Annotated in this window: 20 protein-coding genes and 1 tRNA gene; 15 read left to right on the top strand and 6 right to left on the bottom strand. The window is 71.2% G+C overall.

Features of this window, described 5'->3' with window-relative positions:
* Positions 1-113: 113 nt before the first annotated feature.
* Positions 114-929, top strand: coding sequence for a 4-hydroxy-tetrahydrodipicolinate reductase (gene dapB / locus IEX69_RS03180; RefSeq protein ID WP_085019680.1), 816 nt, complete (start codon positions 114-116; stop codon positions 927-929).
* A complete protein-coding gene (locus tag IEX69_RS03175; RefSeq protein ID WP_373284404.1) occupies positions 926-1,375 on the top strand; it encodes a hypothetical protein in 450 nt (149 codons plus the stop codon). Before dapB ends, IEX69_RS03175 begins: the two co-directional genes overlap by 4 nt.
* A gap of 89 nt (positions 1,376-1,464) precedes the next feature.
* Here the strand turns inward: IEX69_RS03175 and IEX69_RS03170 are convergent, their stop codons facing one another.
* The 4 genes from IEX69_RS03170 to IEX69_RS03155 form a co-directional block, all read right to left on the bottom strand.
* A complete protein-coding gene (locus tag IEX69_RS03170; protein WP_085019679.1) occupies positions 1,465-2,355 on the bottom strand; it encodes a TIGR01777 family oxidoreductase in 891 nt (296 codons plus the stop codon).
* Position 2,356: 1 nt separating this feature from the next.
* Positions 2,357-2,782 carry an OsmC family peroxiredoxin gene (locus tag IEX69_RS03165; RefSeq protein WP_085019678.1) on the bottom strand — a complete coding sequence of 142 codons (426 nt, stop codon included), beginning with the start codon at positions 2,780-2,782 and terminating at the stop codon, positions 2,357-2,359.
* 61 nt (positions 2,783-2,843) lie between these two features.
* Positions 2,844-3,323, bottom strand: coding sequence for a DUF4395 domain-containing protein (locus IEX69_RS03160; protein WP_085019677.1), 480 nt, complete (start codon positions 3,321-3,323; stop codon positions 2,844-2,846).
* Positions 3,320-3,802: a TlpA family protein disulfide reductase gene (locus IEX69_RS03155; protein ID WP_085019676.1), complete on the bottom strand. Its 483-nt coding sequence runs from the start codon at positions 3,800-3,802 to the stop codon at positions 3,320-3,322. Before IEX69_RS03155 ends, IEX69_RS03160 begins: the two co-directional genes overlap by 4 nt.
* A gap of 197 nt (positions 3,803-3,999) precedes the next feature.
* On the opposite strand from IEX69_RS03155, the gene leuA reads away from it, so the two are divergent.
* The 6 genes from leuA to IEX69_RS21045 all read left to right on the top strand — a co-directional run bounded on the left by leuA (position 4,000) and on the right by IEX69_RS21045 (position 9,108).
* Complete coding sequence (gene leuA / locus IEX69_RS03150) at positions 4,000-5,766, top strand: 2-isopropylmalate synthase (protein ID WP_085019675.1); 1,767 nt, start codon at positions 4,000-4,002, stop codon at positions 5,764-5,766.
* 128 nt (positions 5,767-5,894) lie between these two features.
* Positions 5,895-6,572: a GAP family protein gene (locus IEX69_RS03145; RefSeq protein ID WP_085019674.1), complete on the top strand. Its 678-nt coding sequence runs from the start codon at positions 5,895-5,897 to the stop codon at positions 6,570-6,572.
* Positions 6,573-6,643: 71 nt separating this feature from the next.
* On the top strand, positions 6,644-7,462 hold the full coding sequence (gene recO / locus IEX69_RS03140) for a DNA repair protein RecO (protein ID WP_085019673.1): 819 nt from the start codon (positions 6,644-6,646) through the stop codon (positions 7,460-7,462).
* On the top strand, positions 7,459-8,292 hold the full coding sequence (locus IEX69_RS03135; protein WP_085019672.1) for an isoprenyl transferase: 834 nt from the start codon (positions 7,459-7,461) through the stop codon (positions 8,290-8,292). The genes recO and IEX69_RS03135 overlap by 4 nt, the downstream gene beginning before the upstream one ends.
* Before the next feature lie 28 nt (positions 8,293-8,320).
* Complete coding sequence (locus IEX69_RS03130) at positions 8,321-8,989, top strand: DsbA family oxidoreductase (RefSeq protein ID WP_085019671.1); 669 nt, start codon at positions 8,321-8,323, stop codon at positions 8,987-8,989.
* On the top strand, positions 8,986-9,108 hold the full coding sequence (locus IEX69_RS21045) for a hypothetical protein (protein WP_268235378.1): 123 nt from the start codon (positions 8,986-8,988) through the stop codon (positions 9,106-9,108). The genes IEX69_RS03130 and IEX69_RS21045 overlap by 4 nt, the downstream gene beginning before the upstream one ends.
* A 110-nt stretch (positions 9,109-9,218) precedes the next feature.
* Here IEX69_RS21045 and IEX69_RS03125 read toward each other — a convergent pair whose 3' ends face one another.
* The gene (locus IEX69_RS03125; RefSeq protein WP_229756214.1) at positions 9,219-9,698 is read right to left on the bottom strand and encodes an aminoacyl-tRNA deacylase; all 480 of its coding nucleotides are present in this window, start codon (positions 9,696-9,698) and stop codon (positions 9,219-9,221) included.
* Between the two features lie 82 nt (positions 9,699-9,780).
* On the opposite strand from IEX69_RS03125, the gene dusB reads away from it, so the two are divergent.
* The 5 genes from dusB to IEX69_RS03100 all read left to right on the top strand — a co-directional run bounded on the left by dusB (position 9,781) and on the right by IEX69_RS03100 (position 15,116).
* Entirely contained in the window at positions 9,781-10,965 is a 1,185-nt protein-coding gene (gene dusB, locus IEX69_RS03120) for a tRNA dihydrouridine synthase DusB (RefSeq protein ID WP_085019670.1), read from the top strand.
* On the top strand, positions 10,955-12,226 hold the full coding sequence (locus IEX69_RS03115) for a deoxyguanosinetriphosphate triphosphohydrolase (protein WP_174604442.1): 1,272 nt from the start codon (positions 10,955-10,957) through the stop codon (positions 12,224-12,226). The genes dusB and IEX69_RS03115 overlap by 11 nt, the downstream gene beginning before the upstream one ends.
* A 5-nt stretch (positions 12,227-12,231) precedes the next feature.
* On the top strand, positions 12,232-14,172 hold the full coding sequence (gene dnaG, locus IEX69_RS03110) for a DNA primase (RefSeq protein WP_085019668.1): 1,941 nt from the start codon (positions 12,232-12,234) through the stop codon (positions 14,170-14,172).
* 24 nt (positions 14,173-14,196) lie between these two features.
* On the top strand, positions 14,197-15,012 hold the full coding sequence (locus IEX69_RS03105; protein WP_085019667.1) for an ATP-binding cassette domain-containing protein: 816 nt from the start codon (positions 14,197-14,199) through the stop codon (positions 15,010-15,012).
* Positions 15,013-15,043: 31 nt separating this feature from the next.
* Positions 15,044-15,116, top strand: a tRNA-Asn gene (locus IEX69_RS03100).
* Between the two features lie 66 nt (positions 15,117-15,182).
* Here IEX69_RS03100 and IEX69_RS03095 read toward each other — a convergent pair.
* Complete coding sequence (locus IEX69_RS03095; RefSeq protein ID WP_085019666.1) at positions 15,183-15,455, bottom strand: hypothetical protein; 273 nt, start codon at positions 15,453-15,455, stop codon at positions 15,183-15,185.
* Between the two features lie 77 nt (positions 15,456-15,532).
* Between IEX69_RS03095 and IEX69_RS03090 the strand changes: the two genes are divergently transcribed.
* Entirely contained in the window at positions 15,533-16,240 is a 708-nt protein-coding gene (locus IEX69_RS03090) for an AzlC family ABC transporter permease (protein ID WP_085019665.1), read from the top strand.
* Complete coding sequence (locus IEX69_RS03085) at positions 16,237-16,551, top strand: AzlD domain-containing protein (protein WP_085019664.1); 315 nt, start codon at positions 16,237-16,239, stop codon at positions 16,549-16,551. The genes IEX69_RS03090 and IEX69_RS03085 overlap by 4 nt, the downstream gene beginning before the upstream one ends.
* The last annotated feature ends 4 nt before the right edge of the window (positions 16,552-16,555 follow it).

Here is a 16,555-nt window from a genome sequence, read left to right as displayed (position 1 = left end):
GCCTACGACCGGGACCGCGGCCTCGTGCGCGTCGGCCCGGCGGCCCGACCGCTCCGGAGGCCCGACCGCCCCGGCTCGGGCCGCCTCCGCTGCCGGGACGGTAGATTGGAGGCATGGTCGTCAAGGTCGCCGTGGTCGGCGCGTCAGGGAAGCTCGGGCGCGTGATCTCCGCCGTGATCGACGAGGAGGACGACTTCGAGGTGGTGGCCCGCCTCGGCTCGACGAGCGACCTCGACGAGATGCTCCCCGCAGACGTCGTCGTCGACGTGACGGTGCCCGGTGTCAGCCAGGGCATCGTCGACCACGCCGTCCGGGCGGGCAAGAAGGTCCTCGTCGGCACCTCCGGCTGGTCGGCCGACCGTGTCGCCGGCCTCGAGCGCGCGGTGGCCGAGACGCCGGGGGCCGCCGTCATCGTCATCCCGAACTTCTCGATCGGGTCCGTGCTGGCGACGACGTTCGCCACGATGGCCGCCCGCTACTTCGACTCCATCGAGATCGTCGAGGCCCACGCCGCCTCGAAGATCGACTCGCCCTCCGGTACCGCCGTGCGCACGGCCGAGCTGATCGCCGCGGCGCGCTCGCACCTCGGGCCCGTGTCGGCGCCGCACACCGACCAGCGCGCCCGCGGACAGCAGGTCGCGAGCGTCCCGGTGCACAGCCTCCGGTTGAGCGGCGTCGTGGCCAAGCAGGACGTCGTGTTCGGGGGCACGGGGGAGGTCCTCACCCTCACCCACGAGACGATCTCTCCGAGCGCCTACCAGACGGGGATCCGCATCGCCCTGCGCGCGGTCGCCGCGGCCGAGGGCGTGACCGTGGGACTCGACCGCCTGATCGGCCTGACGACCGCGCCCGCCGCGCCCCGTGCCGGTGGGACCGCTCCCGAGAACGTGTCGGGCCAGGCGGCCGAGGCCACCACGGTCGACCGGTGAAGGGCCGCGCCGCGGCACTGCTGATGTGCCTGCTGCTCGGGCTCTACATCGTGCTCGTCGGCTGGCAGGCTGTGCGGTTCGTGCTCACCGGGGAGCCGATCGGGATCGCCATGGGGACGGTGCTGATCATCCTGCCGGTCGTGGGCGTGTGGGCGCTGGTCCGCGAGCTGATGTTCGGCTTCCGGACGGAGGCGCTGGTCAAGCGGCTCGAGTCCGAGGACGAGCTTCCCGTCGACGATCTCCCGAAGCGGCCGAGCGGCCGTCCGGTCCGTGCCGCCGCCGACGAGGAGTTCGGGCAGTACCGCGACGCCGTCGAGTCCGCCCCCGAGGACTGGCGGGCGTGGTTCCGCCTCGGCCTCGCCTACGACGCGAGCGGGGACCGCCGTCGCGCCCGTGCCGCCCTGCGCACCGCCATCCGCCTCGAGCACGAGGCCGCCCGCGCGTAGTCCGAATCCGGTTTCGCCATGCCCACGTGGTTTCGCCACCTCGATCGCCGTGGCGAAACCACCTCAGTGTGGCGGAGCGTGCCCTGGGATCAGGCCGCGACGAGGGCCTCGGGGACCGTGGTGTCGCGGAACTCGAAGCCCGAGGACTGCAGGCGCGCGCTCGACACGTCCTGGTCGGCGAGCAGCAGCTCCCGCCCGGCGTCGGCGAGGCCGAGCTTGATCGCCCACGCCGGCGCGGGCAGCCAGTAGGGGCGCCCCAGATCCTCGGCGACGTCGCGGATGAGGTCACCCGCCGGCTCCGGGGTCGGGGCGACCAGGTTCACCGGTCCGCTGAGGTCCGACTCGATCAGGTGCCGCAGCGCGGCCGCCTCGTCGAACAGGCTGATCCACGGCCAGTGCTGCCGCCCGTCGCCGAGCGGTCCGGCCAGTCCGACCTTGGCGAGCATCCGGATCGGCTTCAGCGCCCCGCGCTGTCCCAGCACGAGCCCGGTGCGGGCGTAGACGACCCGGGATCGGGCGGATGCCGGCGCCGCGGCCCGCTCCCAGGCCACGCACACCTTCGAGAGGAAGCCGACACCGGGGGCGGAGTCCTCCGTGAGAACCTCGCCCGGTCGGTCGCCGTAGTAGCCCACCGCCGAACCGGAGACGAAGACGCTCGGCGGACGCTCGGCCTTGGCCATCGCCTCCACCAGGGTGGAGGTCGCCGCGAGGCGCGACTGGAGGATCTCGCGCTTGTACTGCAGCGTCCACGGCAGGCGCGAGATCGAGGCGCCGGAGAGGTTCACCACCGCATCCACCCCGTCGAGGATGCCGACGCGCAGCCAGTGCGCCTCCGGATCCCAGGCCCGCTCGAACGGGGTCTGAGCGGGCCGGCGGACGAGGACGAGGACGGTGTGCCCCGCCTCGCGCAGCTGTCGGGTGAGCTCGGTTCCGATGGTGCCGGAACCGCCTCCGATCAGGACCGTCTTCGTGTCCGCCATCTCAGGCGAGACTGGCCTCGAGGGTGATGGAGATGCCCGCCAGCGCCTGGGAGACCGGGCAGCCCGCCTTCGCCTCCTCGGCCAGTCGCTCGAAGTCCTCCTCCGAGAGACCCGGGACGGAGGCGCTGACGAGCAGGTGGCTGCCCGTGATGCCCTCGCCGGGGACGAAGGTGACCGCCGCGGTGACCTGGAGCGACTCCGGGGGAGTGCCGTTCTGGGCGAGCGCGTTCGAGAAGGCCATCGAGAAGCAGGCGGAGTGAGCCGCGCCGATGAGCTCCTCGGGGGTCGTGCCCTCCCGGGTGCCCTGTGACCGCGACGCCCAGGTCACGGGGAAGGCGCCGGCGCCCGACGAGTCGAGGGTGGTGGTGCCGGCACCGGAGACGAGGTCTCCTCGCCACACGGTGGTTGCTTCGCTGGTCACGGCCATGATGGGTCCTTCCTCGCGTGAGCGGGTTCGAGTCCAGACTATTCCGGCGACCCTCCGACCGTCAGTGCCCGGCCGCGCGCGGCGCGCGAGCCCTAACGAGCAGCAGGTACAGCTGGCAGCCGATGCAGAATCCGAAGACCGCGTTGAGGAATGCCGCGACGAAGGCCAGAGCGGCGCCGATCGTCACCGCGAAGGGGACGGAGAACAGGCCGAGGACGACCGCGATGCCGGTCACCGCCAGCCCGACCCCCTGAGCGAACGTCGGCGGTCGCGGATCCTCCAGATCGGCGGGTGGCGCGAGCCGTGGACGCACCAGCGTGCGGAAGAGCAGTCCCCAGGGATGCCGGGCGATGCCCGCCAGAGCGCCCCAGCCGAAGAGCACCGCGAGCGCGGCGAGCAGCCACCACGCGGCGGATGCCGGCCCCGCGACCGGCGTGGACACGGAGAGCCCCACCACGACGAGCAGGAGCACGGCGGTGATCGCCGCGCCGAAGCGCGGCCCGCGGGGGTCGATGCCGGCGGGTGCGGCTCGGTCGGTCATCGGATGCTCCCTTCGTGAGCGGATGCGGGGGTGTGGTGGGCGGATGCGGACGGGAGGACACCCCGCAGCGACTCGCGGAGGAGCGGCGGCCTGACCGCTCCGCCCCACCGCGCTCGCACGACGCCGGCGGCGTCGACCAGCAGCGTGGTCGGGGTCTGCAGGAGCGAGAACCGGGTGACCAGATCGGGCCTGTCCGTCACGTCGACGTCGACGTGCGCTACCCCCGGATGCGCGGCCGCCTCGGCGGCGAGCACCCTCCGCGTCTGCGGACAGGTCGAGCAGAAGGCCGTGGAGAACTGCACCAGCGTGGCGTCGCGCCCCCAGCCCGTCACCGCGTCGGCGCCGAGGGTTGCCGGCTCGACGATCTCGCCGGCGGACCGCTTGGAGGTGCGGCCGCGAGCGGCGCGCCAGGCGAGACCCAGCGCGGTGGCGATCACGACGAGGCCCGTGATCGATGCCAGGGGCAGCAGCAGGTCCATGCGGCCACGGTAGGCGGCGGAGAGCGACTCCGGCGCAATATGACGATTGTGACGTCGGTGCTATCGTGGGTGGATCATGTCGTTCGCCGCGCTCCTTCTTAGCCGCCGCGTCGAGTCCTCGTAGATCAGCCGGACTCGCCGCGGAGTCCGTCGTCGGCTGGCACCGCTTCCGCACGAAGAAGAAGGATTCGCTCGACATGAAGAACACCCAGACCCCCTCGACGATGCCGGTCCACAAGTACCGTCCGTACCACGAGCAGATCGTCGTCGACCTGCCCGACCGCACCTGGCCGTCCGCCAGGATCACCGAGGCCCCGCGCTGGTGCGCGGTCGACCTCCGCGACGGCAACCAGGCCCTCATCGACCCGATGAGCCCCGAGCGCAAGCGGGTCATGTTCGACCTGCTGGTGCGCATGGGCTACAAGGAGATCGAGGTCGGCTTCCCGAGCGCCAGCCAGACCGACTTCGACTTCGTCCGCTCCCTCATCGAGGAGGGCGCGATCCCCGACGACGTCACCATCCAGGTGCTGACCCAGGCGCGCGAGCACCTGATCGAGCGCACCTACGAGTCGATCAAGGGCGCGAAGCAGGCGATCGTCCACCTGTACAACTCGACGAGCATCCTGCAGCGCGACGTCGTGTTCCGCACCGACCGCCAGGGCATCATCGACATCGCGCTGAACGGCGCGCGCCTGTGCAAGCAGTACGAGCAGACGATCCCCGAGACGACCGTCTACTACGAGTACTCGCCCGAGAGCTACACCGGCACCGAGCTCGAGTTCGCCGTCGAGATCTGCAACCAGGTCATCGAGGTGTTCGAGCCGACCCCGGAGCGGAAGGTCATCGTCAACCTGCCCGCCACGGTCGAGATGGCCACCCCCAACGTGTACGCCGACTCGATCGAGTGGATGAGCCGCCACCTGGCCCACCGCGAGAACGTGATCCTCTCCCTGCACCCGCACAACGACCGCGGCACCGCCGTGGCAGCGGCGGAGCTGGGGTACATGGCCGGCGCCGACCGCATCGAGGGCTGCCTGTTCGGGAACGGCGAGCGCACGGGCAACGTCGACCTGGTCGCGCTGGGGCTCAACCTGTTCACGCAGGGCATCGACCCGCAGATCGACTTCTCCGACCTCGACGAGATCCGCCGCACCGCTGAGTACGCCAACCAGCTGAAGGTGCACGAGCGCAGCCCCTGGGCCGGCGACCTGGTCTACACGGCGTTCAGCGGATCGCACCAGGACGCGATCAAGAAGGGCTTCGAGGCCATGGCCGCCGAGGCCGAGGCGCAGGGCAAGCACGTCGACGAGCTGGTCTGGGCCGTGCCGTACCTGCCCATCGACCCGAAGGACGTAGGCCGCACCTACGAGGCCGTCATCCGCGTCAACTCCCAGTCCGGCAAGGGCGGCGTCGCCTACCTGCTGAAGACCGACCACGCGCTCGACCTGCCGCGCAAGCTGCAGATCGAGTTCTCCGGCGTCGTCCAGGCGATGACGGATGCGGAGGGCGGCGAGGTCACCAGCGACCAGATCTGGGAGATCTTCACCGACGAGTACCTGCCTGCCCCCGTCGAGCGGGCCGACGAGAAGTGGGGCCGGTACGAGCTGACGAGCATGCGCACCTCGAGCGACATGAGCGGGACGGTCTCCCTCGACGTCGACCTCCGCGTCGGCGACGAGGTGCGCCAGACCTCGGCCACGGGCAACGGTCCGATCGCCGCGTTCCTCAACGTGCTCGCCGACGAGGGCTACGACGTCAAGCTCTACGACTACGTCGAGCACGCTCTCAGCGCCTCCGGCGACGCCCTCGCGGCCGCCTACGTCGACCTGCAGGTCGACGGCGTGCGCCTGTGGGGTGTGGGCATCGACGCCGACATCGCGACGGCCAGCCTCAAGGCCATCGTCAGCGCCGTGAACCGGGCCATCCGCGTGACGGAGTCCGACCGCGAGCTCGCCTCCGTCTGACTCCCCTCGGTTCCGCCACACTCCTGGCGTTTCGCCACGTGCATGCGTGTGGCGAAACGCCACGAGTGTGGCGGAACTCGGGTGAGAGAGCCGAGACAGACGAGCCCGCTCGCCACTAGAGTGCGAACGTGTTCGTGCACGTTCTGGGAGAGGTGCTCCCGCTCGCCGTGGGCATCATCGTGTCGCCGATGCCCATCGCGGGGGTCATCGCGCTGCTGCTCGGCCCCAAGGGTCGGGGCAACGCGGTCGTCTTCACCGTCGCGTTCCTCGTCGCGACGTTCGCGGTCACGCTCGCCTTCGCCTCCGGATCGAAGGGCACCACGCGCTCCGACTCGTTCTTCGCGCAGCTGTTCCACATCGTGCTCGGCTTCGCGTTCGCCGCGCTCTTCCTGTTCCTCGCCTACCGCAGCTTCCGCGGTCGGCCGAAGAAGGGTGAGGAGCCGAAAGAGCCGCGGTGGCTAGCCGCGATCGATTCCTTCGGCCCCGTGAAGTCCGCGGGTCTCGGGTTGCTCCTCGGCGTGGCCAACGTGAAGAACCTGCCGATCATGATCGCGGCGGGAGCCACGATCGGCACCGAGGGACTCGAATGGCCGCTGGTCTTCCTCGCGGTGTTCGTGTTCTCTGTCATCGCCTGCCTCGGCGTCCTCGTGCCGACACTCCTCGGTGGGTCGGGATCGAAGGGCATAACCTCGTTCCTCGCCTCCACGAAGTCGGCCCTCATCCGGCACGACGCGATCATCATGACGGTGCTCTTCCTCGTGCTCGGCGCCATCCAGCTGGGCAAGGCCCTCGAGGCGCTGGGCTGACCCGGCGCCGTGCACGCCGCCTCCGGCCGTGTCCACGGCTCGCGCGCATCCGAGGGTGGGATGATCGTGGGGTGCCCGTGTACCGAGATGAAGGGGTCGTGCTGCGCACCCAGAAGCTGGGTGAGGCCGACCGGATCGTGACCCTCCTCACGCGCACCCACGGCAAGGTCCGCGCCGTGGCGCGGGGCGTCCGCCGGACGTCGTCGAAGTTCGGATCGCGGCTCGAGCCGTTCATGGTCGCCGACCTCCAGTTCTACGAGGGCCGGAGCCTCGACACGATCACTCAGGCGGTCACGATCGGCTCCTACGGCGCCGCCATCACCGCCGACTACTCCAGCTACACGGCCGCGAACGTCATGGTCGAGACGGCCGACCGCATCACCGAGCACGAGCAGTCGCTCCAGCAGTACCACCTGCTGGTCGGCGCGCTCCGCTCCCTGTCGCGCGGCGAGCACGGCCCCTCGCTGACCCTCGACTCGTACCTGCTGCGGGCGATGGCGGTCGCCGGATGGGCGCCGAGCTTCCACGACTGCGCCGTGACGGGGGCCACAGGCCCGCACTCCGCATTCGTGGTCCAGCTCGGCGGCGTGGTCGCCGACGCGGTCGCCCCACCCGGTTCCCCGCGTCTCGACGCCACCACGCTCGAGCTGCTGGCCGCCCTGCTGACGGGCGACTGGGCGACGGCGGAGGCGGCGCCGGCGATCTCACGTTCGCAGGCGAGCGGCGTGGTCTCCGCGTATGCGCAGTGGCATCTCGAGCGCGGACTCCGGTCTCTCGAGCACGTCGAGCGCGGCACGCGCACCCGCACAGCCTCCGGGGCCGCTGCCGCCGCCGCGAGCCCCGCCGCGACCCCCACGTCCGTCGCCGATCGCCCTGAGGAGCACCCGTGACCCCCGTGAGGAAGACCTCGCCCCTCGCCGAGCCGTTCCGGCCGCTCGACTGGACCGGCCTCTACCCACCGGAGCTGCCGAAGTCCGCAGTCCCCGACCACGTCGCCGTCGTGATGGACGGCAACGGCCGCTGGGCCAACCAGCGCGGCCTCACCCGCGTCGAGGGACATCGGGCGGGCGAGGCGGCCCTCCTCGACGTGGTCGCGGGAGCCATCCAGATCGGGGTGAAGCACCTCTCCGTGTACGCCTTCTCCACTGAGAACTGGAAGCGTTCCCCGGACGAGGTGCGCTTCCTGATGGGCTTCAACCGGGAGGTCCTGCACCGCCGCCGCGATCAGCTGAACGAGTGGGGCGTGCGCATCCGCTGGTCCGGGCGCCGACCGCGTCTCTGGGCGAGCGTGATCAAGGAGCTCCAGTACGCCGAGCGGCTCACGCAGGGCAACAGCACCCTCACGCTCACGATGTGCGTCAACTACGGCGGTCGCAACGAGATCACGGATGCGGTGCGCGCGATCGCCGACGAGGTCGCCGCCGGCCGCATCCGGCCCTCCGCGGTGAGCGAGAAGCTGATCCAGCGGCATCTGTACGTCCCCGACCTCCCCGACGTCGACCTCTTCGTCCGGAGCTCCGGGGAGCAGCGGACGAGCAACTTCCTGCCGTGGCAGTCGGCGTACGCGGAGATGGTCTTCCTCGACCGCCTCTGGCCGGACTTCACCCGCGTCGACCTCTGGGGCGCAATCGAGCACTACGCGGGGCGCAACCGGCGCTTCGGCGGGGCGGTCGACGCGCCGTCCGAGTCGCGCGGCTCCTCGGTCGCCGACCCGGAATGAGAGCGCCCTCCGGCGCGTTGGCTGGAGTGTGACCGAACCCATCAAGATCGACATCTGGTCCGACGTGGCCTGCCCCTGGTGCTACATCGGCAAGCGCAAGCTCGAGAACGGCATCGAGGCCTACTCGAGCGACGGCGAGGCCCTGCCCGTGGAGATCGAGTACCACAGCTACGAGCTGTCGCCCGAGACGCCCGTCGACTTCGAGGGCGACGAGTACGACTTCCTCGCCGCGAAGGGCTACCCGCGGGAGCAGCTCGAGGGCATGCTGACCCGCGTGACCTCGATCGCCTCCGACGTCGGGCTCGACTACGACTACGACCACCTCAAGCACACCAACACGGTGAAGGCGCACCAGCTCATCCACTACGCCAAGGCCCACGGGCGTCAGCTCGACATGAAGGAGCGCCTGCTGAAGGCCTACTTCGTCGACGGCCGCCACGTGGGCCACGTCTCCGATCTCGCCGACCTCGCAGCCGAGATCGGACTCGACCGCGACGACGTCATCCGCTCGCTCGAGGCCGACGAGTACCTCGCCGACGTCCGCGCCGACCAGGCGGAGGCGCAGCGCCTCGGCATCCAGGGCGTCCCGTTCTTCGTGCTCGACGGCAAGTACGGCGTCTCGGGCGCGCAGGATGCCGCGGTGTTCGCCGACGTGCTGCGGCAGGTGCAGGCGAGCCGCGTCGAGGTGGGCGCGTGACCGCGTCGGGCGACGCGACACCCGTCGCGTCTCAGCCCGAGCGTCCGCTGCTCACCCTCCTCGGCGCGACGGATGCGGTCGCCTGCGAGGGCGACGCCTGCGCCCTCCCGCCCCGCTGAACCGCTGGTCGTGGCGGGTTGCGCCCGCTGAGGATGTCGGCGAGGCCCCCAGGAGGCTGAGCGGACGCTCAGCGGACGCAACCCGCGTGCAGCGACCGCAGCGACCCGGGTCAGCGCGGGGGGATCGGCTCGGAGATGTCGGCGACCGTGGCTCCGAGCGCCTTCGCGAGCTGCTCCGCATCCACGAAGGCGCTGTGGCCGTGGGCGCCCGCGCCCATCGCGACGCGGCCGTGGAACGCGGCGTCCTGGTACACGGGCCAGGCGGTGGTCGAGCCGAGCGGCGTGATCGTGCCGCGCTCGTACCCGGTGGCGGCGAGGGCCACGTCCTGAGGCGGCATCGCGAGCTTGTTGACACCCACCAGGGCCCGGAGCTTGGGCCAGCTGATCTGCCGGTCGCCGGGGATGAGCGCGAAGAGGAAGTCGCCGTCGTGACGCTTCACCACCAGGCTCTTCATGATGTCGCCGGGCTGCAGGCCGAGGAGCGCCGCCGCGCCCTCCAGCGAGTCGGCCGCGGGTCGCTCCACCACCTCGACGTCGAGTCCGAGCTGCTCGGCGTGCGTCTTCACCCGTTCGATGCCTGAGTTCTCCACAACCCCATTCAATCGCACGACCGTCCCCAGGATTCCCGGCGGGCGCCCCACCCCCGTCGGAGTCTGGGAGAATCGAAGCACGATGACCACCGACACCCTCGCTCAGCCCGGCCTCGCGATCGGCCCCATCCAGCTCGACGTCCCCGTCGTGCTGGCGCCGATGGCGGGCATCACGAACACGGCCTTCCGTCGGCTCTGCCGCGAGTTCGGCGCGGGTCTCTACGTCAGCGAGATGATCACCAGCCGCGCCCTGGTCGAGCGCACGCCCGAGACCATGCGGCTGATCACGCACCACCCCTCCGAGACCCCGCGCTCCATCCAGCTCTACGGCGTCGACCCGAAGACCATGGCCGACGCGGCCCGCATCCTGGTCGAGGAGGATCGCACCGACCACATCGACATGAACTTCGGCTGCCCGGTGCCGAAGGTCACGCGCAAGGGCGGCGGAGCGGCCCTGCCGTGGAAGCTCGACCTCTTCCGCGAGATCGTCGAGTCGGTGGTCGACGCGGGGGGCGACATCCCGGTCACCGTGAAGATGCGCAAGGGCATCGACACCGACCACCTCACCTACCTCGAGGCCGCCCGCGCGGCGCAGGGCGCGGGCGCCGCGGCGATCGCGCTGCACGCCCGCACGGCCGCCGACTTCTACAGCGGGCACGCCGACTGGTCGGCGATCGCCACCCTCAAGGAGACCATCACCGACATTCCCGTGCTCGGCAACGGCGACATCTGGTCGGGCGACGACGCCCTCCGCATGGTCGACGAGACCGGGTGCGACGGGGTGGTCGTGGGCCGAGGCTGCCTCGGGCGGCCGTGGCTGTTCGGCGACCTCGCCGCCGCCTTCCGGGTCCGCTCCGGGCAGCTGACGGCCGAGGAGGCCGAGGCGCTCCGTGCTGCGCCGTCGCTCGGCGACGTCGCGCGCACGCTGAAGCGGCACACCGAGCTGCTGGTCGAGTTCTTCGGCGACGAGGATCGCGCCTGCCGCGACATCCGGAAGCACGTCGCCTGGTACCTCAAGGGCTACCCGGCCGGCCACGAGGTGCGCGCCGCGCTCTCCACCGTGCGCACGCTCGACGAGATGGACGAGATCCTCGCCACCCTCGACTGGGACATGCCGTACCCGGGCGCCGACGCCGAGGGTCCGCGCGGGCGCGCGGGCAGCCCCAAGAACCCGTCCCTGCCCGACGGATGGCTGACCTCGCGCTCCATCGCGACGGGTGCCCGATCCGACCTCGCGGCCGCGGAGCTCACGCACAGTGGGGGCTGAGCACCGGTCGGCGGAGGGCTACGGCGAACGCGACGTCGAGCGGTTCCTCCCCGAGGAGCACTACTCCAGGCGCAGCGACTTCGCGCGAGACCGGGCCCGCATCCTGCACTCCTCGTCGCTGCGTCGCCTCGCGGCGAAGACGCAGGTCCTGAGCCCGGCCGTCGTGGCCGACTTCGCGCGCAACAGGCTGACGCACTCGCTCGAGGTGGCTCAGGTCGGCCGTGAGCTCGCCGCGAGCCTCGGTCTCGACCCCGACGTCGTCGACTCGGCATGCCTCGCCCACGACCTCGGGCATCCGCCCTTCGGTCACAACGGGGAGCGCGCGCTCAACGAGTGGGCGGCCGACATCGGCGGGTTCGAGGGCAACGCCCAGAGCCTCCGCATCCTCACCCGTCTCGAGCCCAAGTCGTTCGGCGACGACGGCCGTAGCTACGGGCTCAACCTCACCCGCGCCTCGCTCGACGCGAGCTGCAAGTACCCGTGGACGGCGGCCGATCCGGTGCCCGACGCCAGCGGACGACTGAAGTACGGCGTCTACGACGACGACGTCGAGGTCTTCCGGTGGTTCCGTCTCGAGGCGCCCGAGCGGGCCCTCTGCGTCGAGGCCCAGGTCATGGACCTCTCCGACGACATCGCGTACTCGGTGCACGACTTCGAGGATGCGGTGCTGAACGGCTACATCGACGTCGACCTCCTCGCCGAACGCGCCGACCACGAGTCCCTGCTGCACAGCATCCACGCGCGCTCGGGCGGCGAGTTCAGCCTCGACGACATCGTGGCCGCGTTCGAGCGCCTCGACCACCTGGAGGTCTGGCTGACCGGGTGGGACGACAGCCGCCGGGCCCACGCCCATCTGAAGAACCTCACGAGCCAGCTGATCGGGCGCTTCGCGGGCGCCGCCACGGAGGCGACGCGGGCTGCCGCACCCGCCTCCTCGCTCGCCCGCTACGGCGCCGACGTCGTGGTCCCCGCCGAGATCGCGGCCGAGATCGCGACCCTCAAGGGCATCGTGTCGGTCTTCGTCATGAGCAACGACGCCAGGCAGCCCATCTACATGCGACAGCGCGAGCAGCTCCAGCAGCTCGCCGACCGCCTCTGGCAGACCGGCGGGGCCCACCTCGACACGGCGTTCCGCCTCGACTGGGCCGAGGCCGGAGACGACGCCACCCGGCGCCGGGTGGTCGTCGACCAGGTCGCCAGCCTCACCGACCAGACCGCGCTCGCCTGGCACGCCAGGCTCGTCGGCGCGACCGTATCCTGAGATCCATGGCTGGACTCATCCGCCGCAGCGACATCGACGAGGTCAGGTCGCGCATCGACATCGCCTCCGTCGTGGGCGACTTCGTCGCGCTCAAGAGCGCGGGCATCGGCTCGATGAAGGGCCTCTGCCCGTTCCACGACGAGAAGTCGCCGAGCTTCCACGTGCGCCCGCAGGTGGGCCGGTACCACTGCTTCGGATGCGGGGAGGACGGCGACGTCTTCACCTTCCTCCAGAAGATGGACCACGTGACCTTCACCGAGGCCGTCGAGCGCCTCGCGGCGAGCATCGGGTACACCCTCCACTACGAGGACGGCGGCGCAGCGGCCTCCGACCACGGCAACCGGGCGCGTCTGCTCGCGGCCAACCAGGCGGCGTCCGAGTACTTCATCGAGCAGCTCACGAGCGCGGGCGCCGATGAGGCGCGACGCTTCCTGGGCGGCCGCGGCTTCGACCCCGCGGCTGCGCAGCGCTTCGGGGTGGGCTACGCCCCTCAGGGGTGGGACAACCTGGGCGCTCACCTGAAGGGGCGGGGCTTCACCGAGGCGGAGCTGACCGGCGCGGGCCTCCTCAGCACCGGGGAGCGGGGGAGCAGCTACGACCGGTTCCGCGGGCGCCTGATGTGGCCCATCCGCGACCAGACCGGTCAGACGGTCGGCTTCGGCGCCCGCCGGCTCTACGACGACGACAAGGGGCCGAAGTACCTCAACACCCCCGAGACCGCGGTCTACCACAAGGCGCAGGTGCTCTACGGGCTCGACCTCGCCAAGCGCGACATCGGCCGGGGCCGCCAGGTGGTCATCGTCGAGGGCTACACCGACGTGATGGCGTGCCACCTCGCAGGCGTCACCACCGCGGTCGCCACCTGCGGCACCAGCTTCGGCGTCGACCACATCAAGATCATCCGCAGGGTCATGGGCGACGACGCCTCGGGTCTCGGCGAGGTGGTGTTCACCTTCGATCCGGATGCGGCGGGTCAGAAGGCGGCCGTCCGCGCGTTCGCCGAGGAGCAGCGGTTCGCGGCGCAGACCTACGTCGCCGTCGCGCCCGACGGCCTCGATCCCTGCGACCTCCGGCTCGCGAAGGGCGACGAGGCGGTACGGCGCCTCCTGCGCACCAAGCGGCCCATGTTCGAGTTCGTGATCAAGCAGAAGCTCGACACCTACGACCTGGAGACCGTCGAGGGGCGCGTCGCCGCGCTCCGGGATGCCGCCCCGATCGTCGCCGACATCCGCGACTCGGCCCTCCGCCCGGCGTACACGCGCCAGTTGGCCCGCATGCTCGGCTCCGACCTCGACGAGGTCTCGCGCGCCGTCGAGGCAGCGGCTCGGCGCGGCTCGAGCCCCTCCGAGGGCTCCCGGCGTCCCCAGACCGGCGAGCGGCCGCAGGGCTCCCCGCCACCGCAGCAGCACGGCCAGGGGTCCACACAGGAGCCCGGGTCGGGTGCCGAACCCGCCCGGCCGGCACCGGTCGCGGTGAGCATCACCGACCTGCCCACCGCCACCGCCACCCGGCAGGAGCGCGACGCTCTCCAGGCCATCCTGCAGTTCCCGGTGCTGATCGGCCGCGACCTCATCGAGAAGGTGACCTCCAGCGGCTTCAGCAACGCCGCTCTGGCCGCCGTGCGCGACGCGATGGCTCGGCACCTCGACGAGTACACCGAGCCCGGCTGGGTCTCGGTCGTCGAGCAGGACGTCCCCGAGGAGTATCGCGCCCTGGTCGGCCAGCTCGCCGTCGTCCCGATCCCCGAGCGCCCCAGCCGGCAGCCCGAGATCTACCTCCGCACCATCACGGGGGAGATCTACCTCCGCGATCTGCTCCGGCGGAAGGACCAGCTGATCAGGACCCTCCAGCGGACCGATCGCATCGCCGCGCCGGACGAGTACCGCCGCCTGGGGTCGCAGATCGCCGAACTCGAGGCCCAGCGTCGCGCCTTCCAGGCGGAATGAGGGTGCGCGGGTAGGCTCTGCCGGGTGGCATCGCGCAACGTCCTCACCGCATCCGACGTGACGATCGAGTATCCGGCTCACAGCGTCAGCCCCTCCCACGTCGCCGTGAAGGGGTTCACCCTGACGATCGAGCCCGGCGAGATCGTCGGACTCGTGGGCTCGAGCGGCTCGGGCAAGTCGACCCTCGCGCAGGTCGCGTCGGGACAGGCGGCGCTCAAGACGGGCTCCGAGGTGCAGCCGCGGATCATCGGCGGCAGCCTCCAGGTGCTGGGATACGAGATGCGGACGATCCGGCGGAACAAGCTGACCGAGTTCACCCTCGGGGTGGGCTACGTGAAGCAGGATGCGGGGACGACGCTCACCCCGAACATGACGGTCGCCGAGATCGTGGCCGAGCCGATCTTCCTGCGCGACCGCAAGCACGACCGCCGCGACGCGGGTCTCAAGGCCGCGACCCTGGTCGACTCGCTGCTGCTCCCGGTGGGCACGATGCTCAAGCAGCCGCACGAGCTCTCCAGCGGGCAGCGGCAGAGGGTGGCGGTGGCGCGGAGCCTCGCCCTCGACCCCGTCCTCCTCATCGCCGACGAGCCCACCGCGGGCGTCGACGTCTCCGTGCGCGGGCAGGTGATCGATGCGATCGCGGGCTTCCAGCGTGCGCGCGGCGGCGCCGCCCTGCTGGTCAGCCACGACCTCGAGTCCCTGCGCCGCGCCGTCGACCGCATCGCCGTCATCCACGAGGGCGTCGTCGTGGGGCTCGGCGACATCGACGAGGTGCTCGACGATCCACGCCACCCGTACGTGGCCGAGCTGGCACGTGAGACGAGCGACTCGGAATGGTGATAGTGTTGTCTCCGCTGTTCTTCAGCAGTGATCCTCGATAGCTCAATTGGCAGAGCAGCCGGCTGTTAACCGGCAGGTTCTTGGTTCGAGTCCAAGTCGGGGAGCGACACGACGAAGGCCCCGCGGAATCCCGCGGGGCCTTCGTCGTCCTGGGCGATCGGGACGGGCGGTCAGCCCGCGACCCGGCGGTCCTGCTCGAGAGGAGTCGCCGGTGCGATCACGGGCGGGCTCTTCAGGCCCACCTCGATCTCGGTGACCGCGAACCTGGTCGCCGGAGTGATCAGGAGCATCTCCACACCGCCCTCGTGCAGCAGGGGGACGAGCTCGGTGTCGCCGCGCTCGATCGTGTCGTGCGCGTGGGCGCTGAAGATGTCGCTCATCGTCTCGGTCGCGAGGTAGACCCGGCCTCCGTAGTGGATCACCCGCGTGTACGCATGCGTCATTGCACTTCCTTCCGCGATGGCCACAGGCTACGCCTCCGACCCTGGACGTTCCAGGGGTTGCGTACAGTGGTGGGACCATGTCCGAACGCACGCCCGACGAACGCGCGGCGCTGCGGTCGGCTCTCGCCGTCGGACTCGCCACGGCGGCGTACGGGGTGTCGTTCGGAGCGCTGGCGACGGCCTCGGGGCTCGACGTCTGGCAGACCTGCTTCCTCAGCCTCGTGATGTTCACGGGCGGCTCGCAGTTCGCCCTCATCGGCGTGCTCGCCTCGGGCGGCGCCGCTGCCGGTGTCTCCGCGATCACGGGCGCGACGCTGCTCGGCGTCCGCAACGCGTTCTACGCGGTCCGGATGTCGCCGGTGGTCGGTCCGGGCCTTGCGCGGAGGGCTGCGGCGGCGCACCTGACGATCGACGAGTCGACCGCGGTGGCCACCGCTCGATCGACCCTCCGCGGGCAGCGGATCGGCTTCTGGGCGACGGGCCTGGCCATCTACGTCGGATGGAACATCACGACCCTGATCGGCGCTCTGGTCGGCGATCTGCTGGGAGACGTCCGCTCCTACGGACTGGACGCCGCGGCCGCGGCCGCGTTCCTGGGGCTGCTGTGGCCCCGCCTGCGGGAGCGTCAGGCCCTGGCCGTCGCCGTGGGCGCCGCGGTCGTGGCGACGGCCCTCATCCCGGCTCTCCCGCCGGGTCTCCCCGTGCTCATCGCGGGGGCGGTCGCGGTGCTGGTCGGCGGTCTCAACCTCTTCGCCTCGCGACCCCGTGAGGAGGCCGCGCCGTGACCACCTGGCAGATCGTTATCGTCGCGTCGCTGGCCTGCTTCGCGCTCAAGGCCGTCGGCTACGTGGTGCCGGCGCGCGCCTTCGAGCATCCCCGGGTCGCTCGGGTCGCGAGCCTGCTCACCGTGGCTCTGCTGGCGGCGCTCATCGTGGTCCAGACGGTCGGGCAGGGGCAGGCCCTCCAGGTGGATGCGCGGCTGCCGGCCGTGGGCGTGGCCGCCGTGCTGTACGCCCTGAAGGTCCCGTTCGTCCTCGTGGTGATCGCGGCGGCGGTCGTCGCAGCGCTCCTGCGAGCGCTGGCGGGGATGGCGTGACCGC

The organism is Cnuibacter physcomitrellae, assembly GCF_014640535.1.
GTDB classification, from domain to species: domain Bacteria; phylum Actinomycetota; class Actinomycetes; order Actinomycetales; family Microbacteriaceae; genus Cnuibacter; species Cnuibacter physcomitrellae.
The sequence above is the reverse complement of the archived record's forward strand: the minus strand, read 5'-3'. Positions and strand labels throughout refer to the sequence as shown.